The sequence below is a fragment of the Pseudomonas entomophila L48 genome (assembly GCF_000026105.1).
GTDB lineage: Bacteria > Pseudomonadota > Gammaproteobacteria > Pseudomonadales > Pseudomonadaceae > Aquipseudomonas > Aquipseudomonas entomophila.
In genome coordinates this window covers 5,661,234-5,680,554 of sequence record NC_008027.1, presented here as the reverse complement: position 1 = coordinate 5,680,554, position 19,321 = coordinate 5,661,234, and the positions used below count along the sequence as shown (strand labels likewise).

General features: G+C 64.4%; 19 protein-coding genes. 10 read left to right on the top strand and 9 right to left on the bottom strand.

The window, feature by feature from the left end; all coding sequences use genetic code 11:
* Positions 1-7: 7 nt before the first annotated feature.
* The 4 genes from PSEEN_RS24780 to PSEEN_RS24765 all read right to left on the bottom strand — a co-directional run bounded on the left by PSEEN_RS24780 (position 8) and on the right by PSEEN_RS24765 (position 4,580).
* Positions 8-850 carry a PI-PLC domain-containing protein gene (locus PSEEN_RS24780; RefSeq protein ID WP_011536335.1) on the bottom strand — a complete coding sequence of 281 codons (843 nt, stop codon included), beginning with the start codon at positions 848-850 and terminating at the stop codon, positions 8-10.
* A gap of 97 nt (positions 851-947) precedes the next feature.
* Entirely contained in the window at positions 948-3,812 is a 2,865-nt protein-coding gene (locus PSEEN_RS24775; RefSeq protein WP_011536334.1) for a class I adenylate cyclase, read from the bottom strand.
* A 168-nt stretch (positions 3,813-3,980) separates the two neighbouring features.
* Complete coding sequence (locus tag PSEEN_RS24770; protein WP_011536333.1) at positions 3,981-4,226, bottom strand: TIGR02647 family protein; 246 nt, start codon at positions 4,224-4,226, stop codon at positions 3,981-3,983.
* Positions 4,227-4,277: 51 nt separating this feature from the next.
* Positions 4,278-4,580 (bottom strand): hypothetical protein, encoded by a 303-nt coding sequence (locus tag PSEEN_RS24765; protein ID WP_011536332.1) that lies wholly within the window; start codon positions 4,578-4,580, stop codon positions 4,278-4,280.
* Positions 4,581-4,727: 147 nt separating this feature from the next.
* Here PSEEN_RS24765 and PSEEN_RS24760 point away from each other — a divergent pair, with 147 nt between their 5' ends.
* Positions 4,728-5,390, top strand: a complete 663-nt coding sequence (locus PSEEN_RS24760) for a glutathione S-transferase family protein (RefSeq protein WP_011536331.1) — start codon at positions 4,728-4,730, stop codon at positions 5,388-5,390.
* Positions 5,391-5,456: 66 nt separating this feature from the next.
* On the opposite strand, the gene argH is transcribed toward PSEEN_RS24760, so the two are convergent.
* A complete protein-coding gene (gene argH, locus PSEEN_RS24755) occupies positions 5,457-6,851 on the bottom strand; it encodes an argininosuccinate lyase (RefSeq protein ID WP_011536330.1) in 1,395 nt (464 codons plus the stop codon).
* A 295-nt stretch (positions 6,852-7,146) separates the two neighbouring features.
* Here argH and PSEEN_RS24750 point away from each other — a divergent pair, with 295 nt between their 5' ends.
* The 7 genes from PSEEN_RS24750 (at position 7,147) to PSEEN_RS24720 (ending at position 13,232) form a co-directional block, all read left to right on the top strand.
* Positions 7,147-7,896, top strand: coding sequence for a LytR/AlgR family response regulator transcription factor (locus PSEEN_RS24750; protein WP_044488561.1), 750 nt, complete (start codon positions 7,147-7,149; stop codon positions 7,894-7,896).
* Between the two features lie 120 nt (positions 7,897-8,016).
* Entirely contained in the window at positions 8,017-8,958 is a 942-nt protein-coding gene (hemC, locus tag PSEEN_RS24745; RefSeq protein ID WP_011536328.1) for a hydroxymethylbilane synthase, read from the top strand.
* A complete protein-coding gene (locus PSEEN_RS24740) occupies positions 8,955-9,722 on the top strand; it encodes a uroporphyrinogen-III synthase (protein WP_011536327.1) in 768 nt (255 codons plus the stop codon). The genes hemC and PSEEN_RS24740 overlap by 4 nt, the downstream gene beginning before the upstream one ends.
* Before the next feature lie 46 nt (positions 9,723-9,768).
* The gene (locus PSEEN_RS24735) at positions 9,769-10,869 is read left to right on the top strand and encodes a uroporphyrinogen-III C-methyltransferase (RefSeq protein WP_044488558.1); all 1,101 of its coding nucleotides are present in this window, start codon (positions 9,769-9,771) and stop codon (positions 10,867-10,869) included.
* Entirely contained in the window at positions 10,866-12,104 is a 1,239-nt protein-coding gene (locus tag PSEEN_RS24730; protein WP_011536325.1) for a heme biosynthesis HemY N-terminal domain-containing protein, read from the top strand. The genes PSEEN_RS24735 and PSEEN_RS24730 overlap by 4 nt, the downstream gene beginning before the upstream one ends.
* Positions 12,105-12,723: 619 nt before the next feature.
* Complete coding sequence (locus tag PSEEN_RS24725; protein ID WP_011536323.1) at positions 12,724-12,987, top strand: hypothetical protein; 264 nt, start codon at positions 12,724-12,726, stop codon at positions 12,985-12,987.
* Complete coding sequence (locus PSEEN_RS24720; protein WP_011536322.1) at positions 12,984-13,232, top strand: DUF3077 domain-containing protein; 249 nt, start codon at positions 12,984-12,986, stop codon at positions 13,230-13,232. The genes PSEEN_RS24725 and PSEEN_RS24720 overlap by 4 nt, the downstream gene beginning before the upstream one ends.
* A gap of 56 nt (positions 13,233-13,288) precedes the next feature.
* On the opposite strand, the gene PSEEN_RS24715 is transcribed toward PSEEN_RS24720, so the two are convergent.
* From PSEEN_RS24715 to PSEEN_RS24700, 4 genes are read right to left on the bottom strand one after another with little or no spacing between them, the layout of a single operon-like run.
* Positions 13,289-14,032 carry a hypothetical protein gene (locus PSEEN_RS24715; protein ID WP_011536321.1) on the bottom strand — a complete coding sequence of 248 codons (744 nt, stop codon included), beginning with the start codon at positions 14,030-14,032 and terminating at the stop codon, positions 13,289-13,291.
* Positions 14,033-14,035: 3 nt separating this feature from the next.
* Positions 14,036-14,623 (bottom strand): penicillin-binding protein activator LpoB, encoded by a 588-nt coding sequence (lpoB, locus tag PSEEN_RS24710; RefSeq protein WP_011536320.1) that lies wholly within the window; start codon positions 14,621-14,623, stop codon positions 14,036-14,038.
* Between the two features lie 21 nt (positions 14,624-14,644).
* Positions 14,645-15,013, bottom strand: coding sequence for a YcfL family putative periplasmic lipoprotein (locus PSEEN_RS24705; RefSeq protein WP_011536319.1), 369 nt, complete (start codon positions 15,011-15,013; stop codon positions 14,645-14,647).
* A gap of 14 nt (positions 15,014-15,027) precedes the next feature.
* Positions 15,028-16,419 (bottom strand): COG3014 family protein, encoded by a 1,392-nt coding sequence (locus PSEEN_RS24700; RefSeq protein WP_011536318.1) that lies wholly within the window; start codon positions 16,417-16,419, stop codon positions 15,028-15,030.
* A 275-nt stretch (positions 16,420-16,694) separates the two neighbouring features.
* On the opposite strand from PSEEN_RS24700, the gene PSEEN_RS24695 reads away from it, so the two are divergent.
* Entirely contained in the window at positions 16,695-18,626 is a 1,932-nt protein-coding gene (locus tag PSEEN_RS24695; protein WP_044488555.1) for an FTR1 family protein, read from the top strand.
* 191 nt (positions 18,627-18,817) lie between these two features.
* The gene (locus PSEEN_RS24690; RefSeq protein ID WP_011536316.1) at positions 18,818-19,270 is read left to right on the top strand and encodes a YaiI/YqxD family protein; all 453 of its coding nucleotides are present in this window, start codon (positions 18,818-18,820) and stop codon (positions 19,268-19,270) included.
* Positions 19,271-19,321 lie beyond the last annotated feature (51 nt).

The following is a 19,321-nucleotide window of genomic DNA, read 5'->3' as shown; positions in this document are numbered from 1 at the left end:
TTGTCGGTCAGCCAATGACCGATGCGCGGAGGCGGTTGGCGTGGATACAGTTGTCCACAATCCTGCCCCTCAGCGACCAATCGGTATTTATGATCCGGAAATGCTGGATGTAGCTGTTCAGGTCCCGGGACTCGAACCAGGCGTCAATCTTGTCGTGGAAGTCATCGGGCACAAAAAATGGCCAGACATACTTGGCGCACTGGATTGATGTCAGGGGCAGGCCAGCGTCGCCGTATGTGGCCACCTCATCCATGTATTCCTTCAGTTTGCTGGCACTGGGTGTGTTTTCGCCAATCCAGCGATGTTGGACGCTCGGCCAGTACTCGGGTGGGGTGTGACCAGTATCGTAACCAATCACTATGGTCTTGCCTGGATGCTGGCTCCATAGTTCGCCCAGCGTGAGCCCATGCAGTGAATATGGAATCATTCGAGGGCTCAGTTCTGCGAGCACTGTCTGCAGTAACTGGTGCTCGTCGGAATCGAAGTCGCTGAACTCATGGAAGTCGAGAATCACGATTTCCCTTGCATTGCCCGGGTTGGCGTAGAAGTCGCTCAGCGCATCGACGATGTCCGCCTGGATCGTGCGCCCGGACGAACTCAGGTGAAACAGCTGAAAATGCAGTGGGCTGTTCCTTGGGTGGTGCGGATGTGCCCTCACGCGCAAGTCCAATACGCGTATCCCACCACGAATCTGCTCGATGCAGGAAACGTCCTGGGTGATTTCGTTGGGCAGGTTCATGCTCGATGCCAGTTTATCCATGCCGGAATCGTGTGAGCCGGGCAGGATGAGCTGATCGATGCGCAGGCGTCCCAGTTCAGGGTGAGCACCCATCCAGTGTTCTTTGTTCATGACTGCACTCTTATTTGATTTGTTGGAGAGTGCGTAGGATGTATCCCGCGAATAGCCGTACGGCAGTGAGAAGTCCTTCCCTCAAACGAGATGTTTCTCAGGGGGCCAGTCGTGCTTGCAAACGCTCCAGTCCCTCATTGAGCGCCTGTTCCAGCTCGCTCTTGTAGCGCAGGTACAGACTGGTCGAGCCTTGGTCGTCACCCAGTAGCTCGGAAAGGTCCAGGTCGGTGATGTAGCAGCGGTAGCTACTGGCGCTGTGGCGTTGACGCAGGATTTGCCGGGCCACCACGCTGTACAGCTGGTCGCCATGTTCCAGCTCGGAGTATTCCTGCTGGTCGCAATAGAGCGTGACATGCACCTCGTCACCCATGCTGGCCTGGAGAATCGCCTGGACCTCGTAGTACGGCCGGTCGCGCCCATCGACGGGGGCCGGGCGTGGCTCCAGCCCACGTGCCTTGCCAACCCCGGATGGCAGCAACTGGTAGTAGAGGATATCCAGCGAGGCCTGCTGCAGGCTGTCCAGCGGCAACTGTGCGTCGCGGCGCATCACCATCGATTGCAGGAAGCGTTGCAGCGGCAGCAGTAGATGCAGTTCGTCCTGCAGGGGCAGGCGTTGCTGCCAGAGCGCGTTGTACTCATCCAGCACATAGAGGTCGGCCCAGCCGTCGAGCAGGCGGTAGAACACCTGGATGCACTGGGGCTGGCCCTGGCTGAGCACCAGCGGCAGGTCGTAGTCCTGCAACGCATTGGCGTCGAGATGCAGCGGGCTGTAGCTGTTGCGTTCCTCGCCGAGGGTGGCGAGCAGCGCGTCATGTTCGACGAGGGTGGCCAGCGTCACTTGCCCGGGCTGCAGTTCCAGCACATGGGTGTGCCGGGCGACCTGCAGCAGGTAGCGGTGATTGAGGTTCTGGTCGAGCAGCAATTGCACGGTATCGAAGATTTCCTCGACCCGCTGGCTGATGGCCTGTGCCCGGTTGTGGCAGTAGCAGCATACCCGCACCCGGGGGCGGTGGCTGCGATGGCCGAGGCTGTTGAGGAAGTCGCGCAGGCAGCGCGCCAGCGCGTGCTCGCCGTCGTAGCGCTGCACCAGCACTTCGTTCCAGCTGTTCAAGGTGATCTGGTCGAGGGTCAGTACCAGGTTCTCGCGCACCCCGGCATAACTCAGCGAGTCGGTGCGCTCGGTGGTCATCAGGATGTTCAGGTCGCGGTGATGGCGCAGCGGGTCGACACCGACGTTGACCAGTAGCAGGATCTCGTCAGCCACGCTGGGTTGCAGCAGGCGCACCTCGCTGACGGTTTCCAGAGGCAGCGGGATGCTCTGTTGCAGGCTGCCGATCAGGTTGAACAGTTCGAACTCGCTTAGATCGCTGGCGCCTGGGTGCAGGGCCAGGCGTGTGCTGCTATCGATTACGCCATTGCGGTGGGCCCAGGTCAGCAGTTCGAGCAGTTCACGGCAACGCTTGATAGGGCTGAAATGCTCCCATTCGTGCACGCCCAGGTTGCCGTTGTACAGGCCCCAGTGATGGGTGCCCGGCTCCTTGCGGTTGGGCGATTGCACGAGCGTGAGGGTGTCCTCGGCCAGGTCTGGCGCAATACCGGGGTTGATCATCTCGATCTTGCCGGCACGGCGCTCGAAGGCGGCGTAAAGGCGACGGCCCAGCACATTGAGGTCGCGCTGGTCGGCGCGGCTGTTGGCGTTCTGTTCGCGGGCGAACTGGGTGAGGAAGCGGTAGCTGTGGTTCAGCTCGGCCACCAGCTCGCGGCGCTCGACCGCGACCTGGCGCACCTTCCACTGGCTGCGGCTGTCGAGCAGTGCCAGCTGGCGTTCGTCCCAGCCCCATTCCTCGGCCAGGCGGGCCAGCAACTGGCGCTGCCAGCCGACGTTGCGCGAACGGCCCAGGCCGCCGAGCTTCTTGTTCACCTTCAAGTAGAGGCTGCGGCGCACCAGCTCAAGGCGCGCGGTCTCGCCACGGCGCAGCAGGTACTGTTCGATACGCCGGTAGACCATGACATAGGGGTCGAGCTCATCCAGGTCCAGGCGGTTGGCGAACACGGCCTGCTTGAAGTCCAGGCTCAGGCAGCGCACGTGGGGGTGTTCGCTGGCGTAGGTTTCGGTGAGCAGCAGCTTGAGCAGCGACTTGTAGGGTGAGTCGATGCCCTTGTACAGCTGCCACAGCCCGGCACCGACGTACTCACCGGCTGGGATGTGCGCCAGATGGCCGAGGTCCAGGGCATCGGTCACGCGGATGAAGCGCTTGGACAGCAGGGTCTGGGTGTAGTCCCGGTAGTTGTGCTCCTGGTACACCGGCACCAGCCACCACAGGGGCGTGCGCCCGGCAAGCCAGAGCGCGGTGCGGTAGAACTCGTCGAGCAGCAGGTAGTGCTGGGTGGTGCCGCAATCGTCCGAGCTGAGCCGGCTGTCGCGCTCGCCCTGGACAAAGCCCTGGGGCTCGATCAGGAACAGGTGCGCCTCGGCGCCCTGGGTGGCGGCCCAGTCCTCGAGCAACTGGCACTTGCGCCGCAGCTCCGCCAGCGCCTGTTCGTCCAGCCCGGGCGCGTGGCACACCCACAGGTCCATATCGCTTTGCTCAGCCTGGGCCAGGGTGCCGAGGCTGCCCATCAGGAACAGGCCGTGGATGGGCTGAGGCGGGTTGCCGTGACGCGCCTTGTAGGTGAACGAGCGGGTCAGGCGCTGGGCTTCGGCCAGCAGCTCTGTATCCGGCTCGAAGCCTGAAACGCCGGCAGGGGTGTTACCCGAGACATAGCCCGGCAACAACGGGTGGTTGACGTGGAAAAACAGCGGCAACAGCGTGAGCACCTGTTGCTGGCGCGTGGACAACCCTTCCAGCGCCCGTGCCAACCGCCCCTGGTTGATCTTCAGGAACCGTGCGCGCAGCCTGGACAACTCCTTGCGGTCGATGCCTTGGTCGATGTCGGGGCGGATTTCATGGGGGTGGTTCATTGCGCACTCAGGCAGGCTGGGGAAGCACTGGCGAGTTTAGCCTGAGCGGGACACTCGGATAAGTGAAAAGTGGCTTTTTGACGCCATTTTTCCAGCGCCGCTCGTCGTTGTAGGAGCCAGCTTGCTGGCGAACCGCATAGCAATGCCGTTCGCCAGCATGATGATCGATCAGGCAGGCTGTGCGGTTTTCAAAATGGTCAGCAGCTGTTGGACACTCTGCGCGGCATCCAGGCCCAGGCTGGTGAGGTAGCCGCCATCGGGCTGGTCGGTCAGTTGTTTGTCGTGCAGGCGTTTCGCGGCGGCGATCAGGGCAGGGGAGGCATTGCTGTGAACCTTGATGCCTTCCTGGTGGCTGTCCAGGTTGAACAGGGCGAGGACTTCCAGTTCGGCGATCAGTTCGGGGGTGAAGGACATGGGCGACTCCTGACTTCCAGACAAGGATGGAAGTCAGGAGTGTAGTCAGGCTTATTCGATATCGCCTTGATCCGCCTCAGGTGGCAGCTCCGGCAGGGCGCGCAGGGCGGTTTCGTACCACTCGGTGTCGAAGGGGCGGTCCTCGTCGAGCATGGCGTCGATTTCCACGGCCAGCACATGGGCCATGAGGTTGAGGATGTCCTCGCGCTCGTAGCCGACCAGGGTCAGCTTGTTGAAGGTGGCCTTGGCCGCTGGGGGCTCGCCGCTTTCGATCTGGTTTTCGATGGCTTGGGTGAGGGTGGCCTCGGTGAAGGCTTCTTCGTCGTTGCCGTCGATATCGTCGTGCTCGCTCATGGCGGTGCTCCTGTGGTGAAGCGCACAGTGTGCCATGCCTGCGCCGGCAATGCCCGGCCATCAGCGCCGGCCATGGCACTGGCCAAGGCGGCGCGGGGGGGCTATAAAAGCCGGGCCAACCCCATACGGCCTTGGAGGCTGTCTCACATGCTCAAGCTTCATGGATTCGCGGTCAGCAACTACTACAACATGGTCAAGCTGGCCTTGCTGGAGAAAGGCGTGCCCTTCGAAGAGGTGCCGTTCTTCGGCGGCCCGTCGCCCCAGGCGTTGGCCATCAGCCCGCGTGGCAAGGTGCCGGTGCTGGAGACCGAGCACGGCTTCATCAGCGAGACGGGTGTGATCCTCGACTATATCGAGCAGACCCAGCCTGGCACGCCGCTGCTGCCGGCTGATGCCTATGGTCAGGCGAAAGTGCGTGAACTGCTCCGGGAGATCGAGCTGTACATCGAATTGCCGGCGCGCACCTGCTACGGCGAGGCATTCTTTGGCGCGGCGGTGGAGCCGCTGATCAAGGAACGTGCAAGGGCCGACCTGCTGGCGGGGTTCGCCACGCTCAAGCGCAATGGGCGGTTCCAGCCTTATGTGGCGGGTGAGCAGATGACCATCGCCGACCTGATGTTCTGCTTCTCGGTCGATCTGGCTTACGCCGTGGGCAAGAAAGTGCTGAACGTCGACTTCCTCGCGGACTTCCCGCAGGCGGCGGCGTTGCTGGAGAAACTGCGCGAGAACCCGCACATGGCGCGGATCGTGGCAGACAAGGACGCGGCGATGCCGGCGTTCCAGGAAATGATCAAGAGCGGTAAGCGATAGGCCAGCAGCGGTTCGCCGGCAAGCCGGCTCCTACACGCGTAGGAGCCGGCTTGCCGGCGAATGCAGTCAACGCGAAGCCAGCAAGGCTTTGCCGCGCGCCACGGCTGCGCGCACCTGCGCCGGCGCGGTGCCGCCGATGTGGTTACGCGCATTCACCGAACCTTCCAGGGTCAGCACCGCGAACACATCCTGTTCGATCTGGTCGCTGAACTGGCGCAGCTCGTCCAGGCTCATCTCGGCCAGGTCCTTGCCGGTGTCGACACCGTACTTCACGGCATGGCCGACGATCTCGTGGCAATCACGGAACGGCAGGCCGCGGCGCACCAGGTAGTCGGCAAGGTCCGTGGCGGTGGAGAACCCGCGCAGGGCCGCCTCGCGCATGATCGCGTGCTTGGGCTTGATCGCCGGGATCATGTCGGCGAAGGCGCGCAGCGAGTCGCGCAGGGTGTCGGCGGCGTCGAACAGCGGCTCCTTGTCTTCCTGGTTGTCCTTGTTGTAGGCCAGTGGCTGGCCTTTCATCAGGGTCAGCAGGCCGGTCAGGGCACCGAACACGCGGCCGGTCTTGCCACGCACCAGCTCCGGCACGTCCGGGTTCTTCTTCTGCGGCATGATCGAGCTGCCGGTGCAGAAGCGGTCGGGCAGGTCGATGAACTGGAACTGGGCGCTGGTCCACAGCACCAGCTCTTCGGAGAAGCGCGACAGGTGCATCATCGCGATGCTCGCGGCGGCGCAGAATTCGATGGCGAAGTCACGGTCCGAGACGCCATCGAGCGAGTTGCCGGCCACGGCTTCGAAGCCCAGCAGCTTGCAGGTCAGCTCGCGGTCGATCGGGTAGGTGGTGCCGGCCAGCGCGGCGCTGCCCAGCGGCATGCGGTTGGCGCGCTTGCGGCAGTCGACCAGGCGCTCGTAGTCGCGGCTGAGCATTTCGAACCAGGCCAGCAGGTGGTGGCCGAAGGTCACTGGCTGGGCGGTCTGCAGGTGGGTGAAGCCGGGCATGATGGTTTCGGCTTCGCGCTCGGCCTGCTCCAGCAGGCCCTGCTGCAGGCGGGTGATCTCGCCCAGGATGATGTCGATCTCGTCGCGCAGCCACAGGCGGATGTCGGTGGCCACCTGGTCGTTGCGGCTGCGGCCGGTGTGCAGCTTCTTGCCGGTGATGCCGATGCGGTCGGTCAGGCGTGCCTCGATGTTCATGTGCACGTCTTCCAGGTCGACGCGCCAGTCGAAGTTGCCGGCCTCGATCTCGCCCTGGATGGTCTTCAGGCCATCGATGATGGTGTCGCGCTCTTTATCGTTGAGCACGCCGACCTGCGCCAGCATGGTGGCGTGGGCGATCGAACCCATGATGTCGTGGCGGTACAGGCGCTTGTCGAAGTCGACCGAGGCGGTGAAGCGGGCGACGAAGGCGTCGACGGGCTCACTGAAGCGGCCGCCCCAGGACTGATTGGTCTTGTCGGTGCTCATGGATTCACTCTTTGAAGGCGTGAACGGAAAAAGTGGCGCCGATCATAGCAGGGTTGCGCCCACCGCCGCAGGGCGCTGGTCGAGAGAAGCGCGCGGGCAAGGGGGTGCGGCATATTCAACGATTGAACGGCAGTGTTCCACGGACCGTCTACAGTTGGACAGAGGACTGGCGGTGAATCTGCCAGGCCAGTGAATCTTTGGCCTTCGCACCGGTCTGTAGCGTGACCGTTTCCGGTCTCCCCACACTTGTCTACGCTATACCCGTGCGAGACTCACTCAGGAATCCAGCGCAATTATGAATGTCCTGATCGTTGATGACGAACCCCAAGCCCGCGAACGCCTGAGCCGGCTGCTCGGCGAGCTGGAGGGCTACACCGTGATGGAGCCCAGCGCCACCAACGGCGAGGAGGCCCTGGCACTGATCGAGAGCCTCAAGCCCGATGTGGTGCTGCTGGACATCGGTATGCCCGGCCTCGATGGCCTGCAGGTGGCCGCCAAGCTGTGCGAGCGCGAGGCGCCGCCGGCGGTGGTGTTCTGCACCGGTGACGACGAATACGGCAGCCAGGCCTTCAAGGAGAGCACCTTGAGCCATGTCGACAAACCCATCCAGCCCCAGACCCTGCGCGACGCCTTGCGCCGCGCGGAAAAACCCAACCGCGCGCAATTGGCGGCGCTGACCCGGCCCACCAGCGATGAGGGTGGCGGCCCGCGCAGCCATATCAGTGCCCGCACCCGCAAGGGCATCGAGCTGATCCCGTTGCCGCAAGTCATCTATTTCATCGCCGACCATAAATACGTCACCCTGCGCCACGAAGCGGGCGAGGTGCTGCTCGACGAGCCGTTGAAGGCGCTGGAAGACGAGTTCGGCGAGCGCTTTGTGCGCATACACCGTAACGCCCTGGTCGCCCGCGAGCGCATCGAAAAACTGCAGCGCACGCCGCTGGGGCATTTCCAGCTCTATCTCAAGGGGTTGGAAGGGGACGCCCTGACCGTCAGCCGCCGGCATGTGGCCGGGGTGCGCAAGATGATGCAGACGCTGCATTGAAACCCGATTGGCCCATTCGCGGGTTTACCCGCGAATGGGCACGGATAGCTGATCTGAATCTGCGGGAACAGCCGGAGGAGCTGTTATCATCGACCGCATTTCTCTGGATCGGGGCGTTTCATGTCCACTCGCGAAATCCGCATTGCCACCCGTAAAAGTGCCTTGGCCCTGTGGCAGGCCGAATACGTCAAAGCCCGTCTCGAACAGGCCCATCCCGGCCTGCAGGTCAGCCTGGTACCCATGGTCAGCCGTGGCGACAAGCTGCTCGACGCACCGCTGGCCAAGATCGGCGGCAAGGGCCTGTTCGTAAAAGAGCTGGAAACCGCCCTGCTGGACAACGAAGCCGACATCGCCGTGCATTCGATGAAGGACGTGCCCATGGACTTCCCCGAAGGCCTGGGCTTGTACTGCATCTGTGAGCGCGAAGACCCGCGTGATGCCTTTGTCTCCAACACCTTCAAGAGCCTTGAAGCACTGCCGGCCGGCAGCGTCGTCGGCACCTCCAGCCTGCGTCGCCAGGCCCAGTTGCTGGCGCGTCGCCCTGACTTGGAAATCCGCTTTCTGCGCGGCAATGTCAACACCCGCCTGGCCAAGCTCGATGCCGGCGAGTACGACGCCATCATTCTCGCCGCAGCCGGCCTGGTCCGCCTGGGCTTCGAGGACCGCATCACCTCCACCATCAGCGTCGACGATAGCCTGCCGGCGGGCGGCCAGGGTGCCGTGGGCATCGAGTGCCGCAGCGCCGACAGCGAGATCCACGCGCTGCTGGCGCCGCTGCACCATATCGATACCGCCGATCGCGTGGTAGCCGAGCGGGCCCTGAACAAGCGCCTGAACGGCGGCTGCCAGGTGCCGATCGCCTGCTACGCGGTGCTCGAAGGCGATCAGCTGTGGCTGCGCGGCCTGGTCGGCCAGCCCTCCGGCGGCACCCTGCTGGTGGCCGATGCTCGGGCGCCACGCGCTAGTGCAGAAGCATTGGGCGTGCAGGTAGCCGAGGACCTGCTCAGCCAGGGCGCCGAAGCGATCCTCAAGGAAGTCTATGGCGAGGCTGGCCACCCGTGAGCCCCTGGCGCCTGCTGCTGACCCGCCCTGAAGAGGACTGTGCGGCACTGGCGCAGTCGCTGGCCGATGCCGGCATCGCCAGTGCCAGCCTGCCCTTGCTGGCCATCGAGCCGGTCGCACTGGAGCCCCGGCAACAGGAGCGCCTGGCTGAGATTGGCCAGGCGCAGGCGATCATTGTGGTGAGCAAGCCGGCTGCACGTCTGCTGCTCGAACAGCTTGACCAGGCAGGCGTCGAACCGCCGCATGCGGGCTGGTTCACGGTGGGGGAGGCCACGGCGGGCGTGCTTCAGGCGCGTGGGCTTTTGGTGACTTTCCCTACAGAAGGTGATGACAGCGAGGCCTTGCTGGCTCATCCATTCCTACGTCAGGCTATCGCGCTTCCTACATCCCGCGTCCTTATTGTCCGTGGTGTCGGAGGTCGCGAACTGCTCGCCGAGCGTCTTGCGGAGCAAGGTGCTAGTGTCGATTATCTGGAACTGTATCGCCGCTGCCTGCCGCACTACCCGGCCGGGACGCTGACGCAGTGCATCGATGGGGAACGCCTCAATGGCCTGGTGGTCAGCAGTGGGCAGGGTCTTGAACACTTGCATCAATTAGCGGGGACGGACTGGCCGCGGCTTTCGCGCCTGCCGCTGTTCGTGCCCAGCCCGCGGGTCGCCGACCAGGCCCGCGCGCTGGGGGCCCGCGAGGTTGTGGATTGCCGTGGCGCCAGTGCCGCGGCCTTGCTGGCAGCCGTGCAGCGAACCGCTGCGCCTGCCTTTTAAGGCGCTAAGCTAGAGAACGATGCGCCACCATGCAAAGGATGGATACGTGAGCGAAACTGTCTTGTCCAACACGGAACAGCCCTCGGCGCCAGACGCGCCGCAAACTTCCACCGCCACGCCCGCCCGACGCTCCGGCAATGGCTTGGCACTGCTGGCCCTGTTAGTGGGCGCCGCCGGGGTCGCCGTGGGCGGCTGGGGCGTCTTGCAGGTACGCCAGCTGCAGGGCAGCGAGCAAGGGCAGGGCGAACACCTGCAGGCCCTCACCCAGCGGGCCGACGCATTGCAGCAACGCGAGCAGCAGCTGACCGCGCAACTGGCCAGCCTGCCGGCAGCTGGCGAACTGGAGGACCGTCGCCGCCTGGTGGCGCAACTGCAGGGTGATCAGCAGCGCCTGAGCCAGCGGTTGGAAACCGTGCTTGGCGAGAGCCGCAAGGAATGGCGCCTGGCCGAGGCCGAGCACCTGCTGCGCCTGGCCACGCTGCGCCTGTCGGCGTTGCAGGATGTCGCCAGCGCCAAGGCCCTGGTCGAGGGCGCCGACGAAATCCTGCGCGAGCAGAGCGACCCGGGCGCCTTCGCGGCCCGCGAGCAGTTGGCGCGCAGCCTGGCCACGCTCAACAGCACCCAGCAGCCGGACCGCACCGGCCTGTTCCTCAAGCTCGCCGCCCAGCGTGAACTGGTGCAGCAGCTCAGCGCCCAATCGCCGGAGTTCGCCGCCAATGCCGATGCCATGGGCGCCCTGACCGCCGACGGCGATGGCGCCAGCCGCTGGTCGCAGTGGTGGGCCGAGATTTCCAAATACTTCCAGATCGAGTTCAACGCCGACGACAATGTGCGCCCGCTGCTTTCCGGGCAGTCGTTGAACCAACTGCGCCTGGCCCTCAGCCTGACCATCGAGCAGGCCCAGTGGGCGGCGCTCAATGGCCAGGACAAGGTCTACAGCCAGGCGCTGGATGACGCCCGCAGCGTGCTGCTGGCCAACTTCAACCCGGACAACCCGCAAAGCAAGGCCATGCTCGACAGCCTCAACCAGCTCGCCGAGCAACCGGTGTCGGTCGTGACCCCTGACCTGAGCGAGAGCCTGGCGGCCGTACAGGCTTACATTCAGCGCCGTCACCTGCCGGCCCCGGCCGAGGGGGCCAAGCCATGAAACGTGCCTACCTGCTGGCGGTGCTGGCGATCGTGATCGCCGCGGCGCTGGGCATCGCCATTGCCAAGCACAGCGGCTACGTACTGATCGCCTATGGCGGTTTCCGTTACCAGTCCGGCCTTTGGGCCGCACTGGGCGCGCTGGTCGGTATCGTGCTGCTGTTGCTGGTGCTGCGTTATTTGATCGGGCTGGTGCTGACGTCGACTGGCGTGGTCAACCCCTGGTCGCGCCGTAACCGCGTTCGTCGCGACCGCATCGCCATCGAGCAAGGCCAGCTGGACCTGGCCGAAGGCCGCTGGACCAGTGCCCAGCGCCATCTGCAGCGGGCCGCCGAGTCCGCTCGCCAGCCGCTGCTCTATTACCTCGGTGCTGCGCGTGCAGCCAACGAGCTGGGCCGTGTCGAAGACCGCGACAACTTGCTGGAGCGTGCCCTGGAGCGCCAGCCCCAGGCCGAGCTCGCCATCGCCCTGGCCCATGCCCAGCTGCAGATGGACCGTGGCGAAAGTGATGGGGCCCTGGAAGCCCTGCTGGCCATGCAGGAGCGCTACCCGAACAACGCCCAGGTGCTGCGCCTGTTGCAGCGGCTGCATCTGGAACGCGGTGACTGGTCTGCGGTGATCCGCCTGCTGCCGGACCTGCGCAAGCACAAGGTGCTGCCGGCCAATGAACTGGCTGACCTTGAGCAGCGTGCCTGGGGGCAGAACTTGGGGCTGGCGGCGACCCGCGGTGAAGATCCGCAGGCGGCGCGCCAGGCGCTGGAGCGTGCCTGGCAGCAACTCACCGCCGCACAGCGTCAGGAGCCCCAGTTGGTTCTGGCCTATGCCGAGCAGTTGCGCCAGGTGGGCGCGCAGGGTGAAGCCGAACAGGTGCTGCGAGGGGCGCTCAAACGCGCTTATGAAAGCCACCTGGCCCGTTTGTATGGATTGGTGCGGGGTGATGATCCGGCGCGTCAGTTGCAAACGGCCGAAGGCTGGTTGAAGGAGCATCCGCAGGACCCGAGCCTGTTGCTTACTCTCGGCCGTCTGAGCTTGCAGAACCGACTGTGGGGCAAGGCCCGGGATTATCTGGAAAGCAGTCTGCGCATGGAGCGCAACCCGGAGGCGTGTGCCGAGCTGGCGCGCCTGCTGGCGGGGCTGGGTGAGACCGAGCGCAGCAACCAGCTGTTCCAGGAAGGGCTGGGGCTGCTGGACGAGCGTTTGCTGGCGTTGCCGTTGCCTGAAGGCGTACGCGCCTGAGCTAGAAAATGCCGGGGCCGCTTTGCGGCCCTTTCCGACCGGTCCGACGCCTCGGCAAGGCCGCTCCCACAGGATGTCGTGTTCCCCTGTGGGAAAAACTATCTTACTTGTGGATGCTGGCCCGGCCTTGCCGGGCATCGCCAGCAAGGCTGGCTCCTACAGATTTGCAGTGAGGCTCATGTTTCCCGCAGTCCATGTGGGAGCGGCCTTGTGTCGCGAAAGGGCTGCAAAGCAGCCCCAGGATCGCGTAGGCAGTAAATAAATGTCGCTCAAGAACAAACCATAGGGAAGTTTTATGTTGCCTTGTGCCGTGCGACTTTTCCGAATCTGAAACCAAATCCTTCAGCCATTCTTGGCTTCGGAAGTATCCTACGCGCCTTGCGGAAGCTTCGATGTTGTCGGGGAAATGCCCCAGGCATAACGTCTTCGGGTCGCTTTCGGGCGACCGGGATTGAGACCCCTGGATCAATAGATGCCACTCCATGGCAGCCGCACGCGGGCAGGCTTCGGCCTGGTCGGGTTTCCTATTGGCCCGGGTCTCACCCCCGCGTGTTGCTGCCACCATTTCCGTGAGACGAATAGGACGGCAGTTCCTGGCATTTCAATAGGAGCTTCCAGAATGAAAAAGATCGTCCCCGATCCACCTTCCACCCCATTGATCCCCTTCGAACCCCCACCCCTCGCGCTGCAATCCCCGCTCGGCATCAACGAATGCCACAGCATGCTCCACACCCTGAGCCTGATCATGCACGAAACCGTGAACGTCTTCCTCGACAGCCAGCCCGGCCGTGCGCGCGATGCGATGGGCATGAACATCCGCCTGCTGTGCCGCTTCATGACGGTATTGCACGACCAGACGATGACGGAGGGAGCAAAGCCATGACCGACGAGCTGAAAGCCACCCAGACGGCTGGCAAGGCGACCTTCGACCTGTTCCAGATGTGCCCCGGCGTGCCCTTCGACCACGCGTTTTCCCAGCTGTCGGTCCTGCTCGGTTGCATCCGCCACCTGACCACCGAAGCGGAAATGGAAAACGACCGCATGGCCGGGAGCGCGGCGCGGATTCTCAGCGAGCTGGCCAAGGCGCTGATCGATGACATGGAGTTGGGGATGAATCGGGTGACATGAGCATTTGAGCCCGCTTGAATGAAAACGCCCGGTGGATCACCGGGCGTTTTCAACGATTACCGCAGGATTTGCGCCGGCTCATCCGGCGGCAGGTTGTCCTGCCCCCGCGGCGGCCGGGCTTTCCCCGGCACCGAGCCACCCAGCTGTTCAGCCAGCTGCTGCGCCACATCTTCCCCCAGCGCCTTCGACACGTCGCGCACCACCCGCGGGCGGTTCAGCGTCACGCTGCGGTCGCGGCTCTTCACCAGCTTGGTGTCCTGCCCTTCGCCCATGGCGGTGAACGCCGAGGTGATCTCGTAGGTGCGGGTGTTGATCAGGCTGAAGTCGGCGACCACCGTCAGGCCCAGCACCGCCGAGAAGCTGTCGGTGTGGTCCAGGGCGTTGATGTCTTCCTGGAAGTCGATGTCCGACAGGGTGCCGAACAGCACGTAGTCGGCACCCTCGAACGCGCCGTTCTTGATCCGGCGGATCACGTCGTACACGTCTTCCTCGGAGCCGGCGGTGTAGGGCTTGCCCTGGACCAGCTGGAACAGGCCACTCTTGAGGATCTCACCCTTGATATCGCCACCGAACTTGCGCACTTCGGTCTGCTCGATGTAGCTGTTGCGGCTCTCGTACTCGCTGTAGCTAGACTGGCCGCTGGCGCTGTACAGGCTCGACTGGTGGCTGTTCTGTGCCTCGACGGTGTGGATGTACTCCTCCACCCGCTCCTGGTAGGCCAGGTCGGTCACCGCCACCTTGGGGGCCGCCTGGGCGCCGAACGCCCAGGCCAGGCCGATGATGGTCATCCATGCACGCATCGATCAGCGCTCCGTGGTCTTGCGGATTTCTTTTTCGTCCATCCACTCGGCCAGGCCGCTTTCCACGTCGATCAACTGCAGGCTGAACTTGTAGAACACGTCCTTGTAGTCGCTGCTGCGCTTGACGATCGAGCTGATCGAGCCTTCCAGGCGGTACTTGGCGGCGATCATGTTGCCGGTCTTGGCCACGGTGTTCTTCTTGTACAGGCCGCTCTGGTTCTGCAGCTTGAGCTGGTCGACCTGGCTCTGCATCTCGGTGTTGTCGCTGGCGAAGCGGGCGGTGCCGGACTTCATCAACTGGGTCTTGATCGAGGTGGTGATCTCGCGGGTATCGATGTACTCGCTGGTCTTGTTCTTCACGTCGTATACCTGCACCACCGGGCGGCCGTGCAGCACGCCGGACTGGGCCAGGGAGCGGGTCATGCTCTCGGCGATCATCTGCAGGTCGGTGGAGCCGAACTCGTTGGTGATCAGCTCAACGGCCTTGCTGTCGCCGTAGTTGATGTTCTTGCTGCCCAGAACCGGGGAAGGGCTGCTGCAGCCGCTGACCAGGGCGATGGCGACGGCGGCGAGGGAAAGGCGTGCAAACATGGGAAATGCTCCTGAAAGGGGTTACCGGGTGTGGACTTCGAGGCGGAAGTCGGTGGCCTTGGGCGTCGGGGCGATGGCGGGCAGGTACTTGGCCTGCTTGCCGTACAGCGGCAGGGTCTTCCAGGACTCTTCGTCAGCCACCGGGAAGCCGTCGTTGCCCAGCCAGGCAAAGCGGTAGTACAGGGTCTGGTTGCTGCGGCCGGTGTTGTTCAGCGCCACGTTGACGGTGAGGAAACCGTTCTCGCGGGCGACCCGCATCTGGCCGACCTCGATGTTGTCCAGCTGGCCCATGGTCACCACCTTGCTGGCGGCGCTGCCTGGGGCAGGGGGCGGGGTGGCACAGCCGGCCAGGAGGGCGACGGCGGCCAGGGCGAGGCATGTTCTGCGCATGATCGATCCTTGACTTACTTGAGGCTGGCCACGGCTTGCGCCGAGGCCTGTGGGGCGACTTCGACGGCCGGGCCGCCGGCGAACACGCGGTTGCCGACCACACGCAGGCTGACCACCTGGTACGGGCGATCGACCTTCACGGTGACCTGGGTGCCACCGAGGCTCGACGGCAGGTTCAGGTGATGCTCGCCTTGCTTGAGGCGTACCCGGGCGACCTGGGTCTCGTTCGGCAGGGTGCGCCAGGTGCGGGTGTCGGCGCCTTCGAGCACGGTGCCGGCGATACCTACCACCAGGCCGGCCATGGGGTTGGTCTTGTTCAGGTTTTTCTGCGCCACGCCGCGGCTGATGGCGCGCACACTGGTGCGCAGGATGATGCCGGGCATGTCGTCGCGCAGGGCGCGGCGCGACATGGCGCTGGTGCTGTTCAGCGCGGTCAGGGCCAGGGCCTTGTCGTTGAGCTGGATCTCGCTCAGGTGCGCGGTCGAGGTGTCGTCCTTGATGATCGGGAACGACAGCGGGGTGATCACCAGGTTGTTGTCGATCGGCAGCGGCAGGGGGATGCGAATCGAGTCGCGGGCCGGCGCCAGGCCGGTCTGCACCACGATCAACACATCGCTCTCGCCGGGCTTGGCGCTGTTCTTGTCGAGGTCGAGCAGGGCCTGCTCCAGCAGCGGGGTCTTCGGCCGCAGTTCGGCGGCCTTGCGGTAGCCCGGCGCGGCCAGGCCTTTCTCGCCCAGGGCTTCGTAGACGAAACCGGACAGGTAGTGGCTGAAGGCGCTCTGGTAGCTGTTCTTCAGGCCCACCACGTCGGGGGCGTCGAGGCTGGCGACCGGGTAGCCCTGCAGGTCCTTGTACTCGGTCTTGATGCCCTCTTTCTCGGCTTCTTCCTCGCGCTTGAGGTATTCCTTGTCACGCAGCTCGGCGATGACCGCCTCGCGCTCGTGGGTCTTCTTGATTTCGGTGCGGGCGCCGTCGAAGTCGTTCTGGGCCAGCAGGTTCAGGGCCATCTGCGTGGTCAGCATGACTTTTTCGTAGTCGTAGCCTTCGTAGCGGCGGACCTTGTCGTTGACCAGGTAGCTGCCGAACTGGCTCAGGTACTTGTCGGTGTCGAGCTTGACCGATTCTTCCCACTGGAATACCACACTGTCAGCTGCGCGCCAGGCGTCCTGGCTGCCCTTGAGGTCGCCCTTGGAGCGCAGCAGCTCGCCCTTCTCGAAGTAGTAGAGCAGGTCTTTCTGCTCGCCCTTGTTGTGGCTTTCCAGCAAGGCGAGGGCGGCGTCGACGTTGCCGGCGGCCAGCTGCTGGTTGGTTTCCTGCAGTTCGCTGTCGTAGCTGCGGAACACCGAGCAGCCTGTGAGCTGCACGGCGACGACCAGGGTCGCCAAGGTTAGGGCGCGGGATACCATCGGACTTCTTTCCCTGAAAACAGTTGAGCCGCGCAGGCGGGGGCGGCAGGTCCCTCTGTTCATCGCCGTAACCTCTCGATGAAGGCACCTTGATCGCAAATGGCTATTAAGGCGGCGCGGGATTATACCCAAAGTGGTAGCTATGTGATGGCCAAATGGTTCTTATTTTTCGCTTGGTGCCATCAGTCGGATAGCAGGCTTTGAAATGCGGATGTTGCAAGATTTTTCATGAAATCCGCCGCTGAGCCTTGAGCGATGGGAAGTGGAAGTGAACAATGTTCTCTTTCGTATTTCCGTCGAGATTGGCCATGATTTCCCGTTCCTGTCTTCTCGCCTTGTTGATGTGGCCGCTACTGGCCCTGGGCAGTACCCTGGCACTGGCCGAGGCCCCGGCCGATGCGGCCAAGGCCCTGCACTTGCTGGACTACATCGGTGCCGACTATCCGCCGACGGTGCGTGACGGCAAGGTGGTGGACACGGGGGAATACCGCGAGCAGCAGGAGTTCAGCGCGCTGCTGGCCGAGCTGGTCAAAGGCTTGCCGGCCAATGCCGAGCGCGCCGGGCTGGAGCAGGGCGTGCAGGCACTGCGCCAGGCCATCGAACAGCGCCAGGACGGCAGTACCGTCGCCCACCAGGCCCGCCAGTTGGGGGCGCGCCTGGCGGTGGCCTATGAAGTCAGCCAGGCCCCGGTGATCACCCCGGACGCGGCCCGTGGCGCGGCGCTGTATGCGCAGAATTGCTCGATCTGTCATGGCGACACCGGGCTGGGCGACGGCCCTGCGGGTGTGGGCCTGGAGCCTGCGCCGGCCAACCTGCGCAACGCCGAGCGCTTGGACCAGCTCAGCCTGTTCGACCTCTATAACACCCTGACTTTGGGCATCGATGGTACCGAGATGCCCTCGTTCGCCGACCAACTCGACGAGCGCCAGCGTTGGGATGTGGCTGCTTACATCGCCAGCTTTACCGCCGATCCGCAGGCGGCCAAGGGCGACAAGACCTGGAACATCGCCGACCTGGCCAGGCAGACACCCGCCGAAATCGCCACCACTGAAGGCGCCGACGCCGTGCCGGCATTCCGCGCCCAGCGCGCCCAGCCGCCGCAGGTCAAGCGTGGCCCGGCGCAGTTGCTCGACTACACCTCCAGCACCCTGGACAAGAGCCTGGCGGCCTACCGCGCTGGTGACCACGACCAGGCCTACGACCTGTCGGTGGCGGCGTATCTGGAAGGCTTCGAGCTGGTGGAAAGCTCGCTCGACAACATCGACACCCAGGTGCGCAAGGACACTGAAAAGTCCCTGATGGCCTACCGTCAGTCGTTGCAGGACGGCTTGCCATTGGCCCAGGCCGAACAGCGCCTGGCCGAAGCCAAGATCAAGCTTGCCCAAGCGGCCAAGCTGCTGGGCAGCGATGGCCTGAGCTGGTCGCTGAGCTACATCTCCGGCCTGTTGATCCTGCTGCGCGAGGGCCTGGAAGCAATCCTGGTGCTGGCGGCGATCCTCGCCTTCCTGCGCAACACCGGCCAGCAGTCGGCGGTGCGCAGCGTCAACATCGGCTGGGGCCTGGCGCTGCTCGCCGGCTTCGGCACCTGGGCCCTGGCGGCCTACGTGATCGACGTGGGCGGCGCGCAGCGTGAACTACTCGAAGGCTGCACCGCGTTGTTCGCCTCGGTAATGGTGCTGTGGCTGGGCGTGTGGATGCACGACCGCCGCCACGCCGCCGCCTGGCAGAACTACATCAAGAGCAGCCTGGTCAGCGGCGGTGGGCGCTTCGGCTTCGCCTTGCTGGCGTTCTTCTCGGTGTACCGCGAGCTGTTCGAGGTGATCCTGTTCTACGAGACCCTGTGGCTGCAGGCGGGCCCGGCCGGGCACCAGGCGGTGCTGGCAGGTGGCGCCACGGCGCTGGTGCTGCTGGTGGGCCTGGCCTGGGTGATCCTGCGCGGTTCGGCCAAGCTGCCGCTGGCACTGTTCTTCAGCATCAACGCCGGGCTGCTGTGCGCATTGTCGGTGGTGTTCGCCGGGCATGGCGTCAAGGCGCTACAGGAGGCCGGCGTGCTGGGCACGCGGCCGGTGGCATTCTTCGAGTTCGACTGGCTGGGGATTCATGCCGATGCGTATTCGCTGGGCGCCCAGGCGGTGGCGTTGCTGGCGGTGATGTTCCTGTATGGGCGCAGCTGGCTGGCCGAGAAGCGCAGGGCGGCGGCCAGCTGATCATAGAGTGGGGCCGCTACGCGGCCCATCGCGACGCAAGGCCGCTCCCACAGTGACCGTGTCTACCTAAGGCCTTGTGTTGCCCAGTGCAAGTCAGTTGCACCCACAGGCATACTGACAACTCTGTAGGAGCGGCCTTGTGTCGCGAAAGGAGGGCGCAGCCCTCCCAGCTTTGCGAGGATACGAAAGCAATGCGTGTATGGATCGATGCCGACGCCTGCCCCAAGGCGGCCAAGGACCTGATCGTCAAGTTCGCCCTCAAGCGCAAGCTGGAGGTGGTGATGGTCGCGGGCCAGCCGCAGATCAAGCCGGCCTTCGCCTGCGTACGGCTGATCGTGGTGCCCAGCGGCATGGACGCGGCCGATGACTACCTGGTGGAAAACGCCGTGCCCGGCGAGCTGGTGATCTGCAGTGATGTGCCGCTGGCTGACCGGCTGATCAAGAAGGGCGTGGCGGCGCTGGACCCGCGCGGGCGCGAGTTTGACGAGCGCAACATGGGCGAGCGGTTGGCCGTGCGCAACCTGTTCACCGAGTTGCGTGAACAGGGGCAGGTGGGGGGCGGGCAGGCGCCCTATGGCGAGCGGGAGAAGCAGGCGTTCGCCAATGCCCTGGATCGGATCTTGACCCGGCTTGCCAAAGGCTGATTCGGTGGTGGTGCGGTTCGCCGGCAAGCCGGCTCCTACGGGGTCCTCTGT